Genomic DNA, 4,032 nt, shown 5'->3' on the forward strand with positions numbered 1-4,032 from the left:
TTATCAATCCTTGCCATTGTGTTAACCACCATCCTATAAAATGTTTATGGTTAACATAATACAATAAAATGCATGGTTTGTGGTATGGATATTTTTACCTTGTGATACCTTTATCGTAATCTATATAGATAGAAGTTTAGTATCAATGGCAGGAGGAACAATATGCATCATTATGTCAATTATAAAAAAAGAAGGTTATGTATTTAAAAAAGTAAACGGATTATAAAGGGGGTATGGCAAACTAGGGTATAAATTTTTATTAGTGAAAAACGAGGGTAAAGGAAGCAACTTGTTTTCTGCGAAAAAGACATAAAAATTATTTAGAAGGGGTGTTTATTATGAAAAAAACGTTCGTTATGATGATTTGTGTTTGCATTTGCCTATCTCTATTTTTAACAGCTTGCTCAAGTCCTAGTGCCGGAGAAGAAAATTCAACGCCAACAACAGGAAGTATAGACGGTACTTATTGGAAATTTGCTACCCTTGCAGTTGGCAGCTCATGGTATGTATACGGTGCTACAATAGCTGATGTTGCTAGCCGTTTTGATCCGGGCCTTCAATTTGATGTTCTTCCAAACTCAGGCGGAGTTGGTAATCTTCTTCTACTTCAGAAGAAACAAGCAGATATAGGATTAGGATTTAATAATGTTAATGCATGGGGATATAACGGCATATTGGCCTTTGAAGAGAACGGCGCTATACCTAGTCTTAGGGGTCTTGTTGCATGTTTAGACCAGATGTATGTAGGCATCGCCGTAAGAAATGGTAGTGGTATTGATAAGATAAGAGATATCGCTGATAAGAAAATGCCTATAAGACTTATGACTGCTGAAAAAGGAAGCGCAAGTGAATACACAACTCGCGTTGTTCTAGAGTCTATTGGTTGTACTTATAAGGATATCGTCGCTTGGGGAGGTTCTGTTGAGCATACGGACTTCGCTAGTATCGTTCAAGCATTTAAAGATGGCAGGTGTGACTTATTTATGCAGCATATTTCAGTTGGCCATGCCGCATTTACAGAACTTTGCGTTTCTGCTGATGTTAAAGTTGCAGAGCTTGATGACAATTCGATAGAATTTATGAAAACAAAAGGTTATTCTGTAGCAGTTCTACCTGCAAACAGCTTTAATAAGCAGACAGAGGAAGTAAGATGCGCAGGCATCACAACCTGCCTTGTAACAACAGATAGTCTTCCGGAAGAAGCTGCATACAGAATTACCAAGGCAATATACGAAAATAAAGAGGATCTTATTAGAGGTCACGTAGGATTTAATGGTTTCAACAAAGAACTTGCTGGCTCTTCTGAAGCTCTTGGGGGTCTTCCCATGCATCCGGGTGCAGTTAAATACTATAAAGAAATCGGACTGTTGAAAGACTAACTTCAAATAATAGATTAGCTTTTAGAACAGACTTGGGAAGGTGATTATAATTGAATACTACATCAACAAAAAAGAGTATTAGAAGCAATACATTGAAAATTGTAGCATTACTGTGGGTAACCTTTCAGTTCTATATAGCCTTTTACATAGGAATCCCCACAATTGTTGCTAGGACTGTGCACGTTGCGTTTGCAGCTTCGATAGTATACCTGACAAATCCTCTTTCTAAAGATGACAATCACTATGCTTTCATATTAGATATGTTGTGTTCAGTCTTCTTCGTAGGAGCTACAATCTTTGCGATTTATAATGGTGAGCGCTATCTTTCTCGCATGGCATATATCGACCCAGTCTTTTTATTTGACAAAATAATGGCTATTACATTCATTGTTCTTTTGATTGAGGCGTGTAGACGTGTATTAGGTCTTTCAATGACCGTCGTTGTGCTCGTATTTATCAGTTATGTGTTTTTTGGTTCTTCTCTGCCCGGTGTGTTCAGGCACAGAGGTATAGATTTTATAAGTTTTATTGAGTTACAATTTATGACTACAAATGGTATTTTCGGAACAGCATCTGGTGTATCGGTAAGCACAGTATTCTATTTTATGATATTTGGAGCCTTTCTTTCGGCAACGCCTGCTGGGAAATTGTTTATCTCTTTAGCTAAGTTTGCAACCCGCAAGGCCAAGGGGGGTGAGGGTAAGACAACAATTATTGCCTGCGGTCTGTTTGGTATGATAAGCGGAGCTGCTTCTGCGAACGTCGCATCAACCGGTATGCTAACATACCCAGCCATGGAAAAAGCCGGGTTTAGACCGCTATTCGCTGCATCTGTGCTTGCCATAGCTGGAGCTGGCGGTCAGCTAATACCACCGATTATGGGAGCTGCTGCTTTTCTAATGGCAGATCTTGTTGGCGTTTCCTATTTTAATATTATTCTATACGCTACTATACCCTCTATCCTTTATATCATGTCGCTCTACTTCCTCGTTCATTTCGAGGCAAAGAGGTGTAACATCATTTCTGAACCTGTTGATATACCAGATCTAAAAAAACAGATAAGAAACTATTTCTACCTTCTTGTTCCATTGGTAATTCTTGTTGGCCTTATTGCCACAGGAAAATCTTTAATGTATTCTGCGGTTCTTTCTCTAATCGTTCTTGTTGTTCTTTGCACATTCAAAGCGGATTCTAGACTCAGCTTCATGAAAATTTTAGACACACTGATTAAAGGCGCTGTTTCGGCTGTTATAATTGCAATTCCATGCGCTATTGCAGGGATTATTGTTGGAATACTTACTCACACGGGTCTTGGCTTGAAGGTTAGTTCCATGATTGCCGCTATGGCCGGAGGCAACCTGTTGCTCGCACTCTTCTTAAGCATGCTTATGGTTATTGTCCTTGGTATGGGTATGCCCACAAGTGCCGCATATATCATGAGTGCAGTCATTCTTGCACCTGCACTCCAGAAACTTGGTGTAATGCCTATCGTTGCTCATATGTTTATTTTTTACTTTGCCAACCTTTCGATGATAACTCCTCCGGTAGCCTTAGCGTCTTACACTGCTGCAGGTGTTGCTAAAACTCCATTCTGGGGAACCGGTATAGAGGCCTTCAAGCTGAGTATGGTTATATTCTTAATTCCATATATATTTGTCTTTAGTCCTGCTTTGCTCGGCATTGGAACACCTTTAGAAATATTATGGGTAGTATTAACAACGAGTGTTGGGCTGATTGCTATGGCAATTGCGTTAATTGGCTTCTATAAATATAAAGTCCCGATGGTTATGCGTTTTGTATTGGCCGCTCTTTCTATAATGCTTATTATTCCACAATTAACTACAGACATTATCGGATTAGCCGCTTTTGCAGCAACAATATTCTTTTTATCAAGGGAAGAAAAGAAGCTTATAGCATCAGATCTTTAATTTTTGATACTATATATGCTCCATTGTCAACACCTCATTATTTTCCTTTTAGGTTTCGTCACTAAAAAGAATACTATATTTGTGGGGTGCTTGCAATGGAGTTCTTCCATTAAACCGTCCCCACTTGCCCAACGGTCAAGTCACCATTTAAATGGTGACTGTGACTTATTATCCGGCTTTTTACTATTGTTAGGATAACTGCGTATTCCGGATTATCCGGACGGCGTTTCCGGAGGCATCCGGACACCTTATCGGTTAATTTGATTTTACATTAAAGTTTATCGTGGTACAATGTTTTCACATTTTCATGAATCTACCGACCTAATCTCTTTGATTATCTTTTCCGCCATTACTTCCCGCATGGATTTTTTCGAGTCCAGAGCAAGGATATATGCATTGTGAATTACCCTATCCATAATCGCATCTGCTATCGTAGGGTCAGGAAACAAGTCATACCAATGCGTATGGGGAATCTGTCCGGACAGCACGGTGGAAGCTTTGCTGTATCTGCTTTCTGCAATTTCGAGGATATCCATGCTTTCTTCCAGTGTGTAAGGTTTAAGGCCTATGTTGTCCATGATCAGAAGCTTTACATTATCCCGAATTCGACAGTACATAGGCAAAATAAAGGCGCAACAGCTTGTTGCGCAAGGCTTCCGGGGATCGCCATTTCGGGCGCGTGTTACTAGGGACCTTCCCTCTTGGCAGGTACTACCGCAAAGAAG

General features: G+C 39.8%; 3 protein-coding genes. 2 read left to right on the plus strand and 1 reads right to left on the minus strand.

Annotated elements, in window-relative coordinates:
• The first annotated feature begins 338 nt into the window (after nt 1–338).
• The gene (locus HPY74_20155) at nt 339–1,379 is read left to right on the plus strand and encodes a TAXI family TRAP transporter solute-binding subunit (protein ID NSW92921.1); all 1,041 of its coding nucleotides are present in this window, start codon (nt 339–341) and stop codon (nt 1,377–1,379) included.
• A gap of 50 nt (nt 1,380–1,429) precedes the next feature.
• A complete protein-coding gene (locus HPY74_20160) occupies nt 1,430–3,307 on the plus strand; it encodes a TRAP transporter fused permease subunit (protein ID NSW92922.1) in 1,878 nt (625 codons plus the stop codon).
• A 305-nt stretch (nt 3,308–3,612) separates the two neighbouring features.
• Here the strand turns inward: HPY74_20160 and HPY74_20165 are convergent, their stop codons facing one another.
• Nucleotides 3,613–3,930, minus strand: coding sequence for an ATP-binding protein (locus HPY74_20165; protein ID NSW92923.1), 318 nt, complete (start codon nt 3,928–3,930; stop codon nt 3,613–3,615).
• Nucleotides 3,931–4,032 lie beyond the last annotated feature (102 nt).

It is taken from the genome of Bacillota bacterium, from assembly GCA_013314855.1.
In the GTDB taxonomy this organism is placed as follows: Bacteria; Bacillota; Clostridia; order Acetivibrionales; family DUMC01; genus Ch48.

Coding starts and splice junctions, on each gene's coding strand:
- HPY74_20155 (NSW92921.1), top strand. CDS start 339: ATGAAAAAAACGTTCGTTATGATGATTTGTGTTTGCATTTGCCTATCT.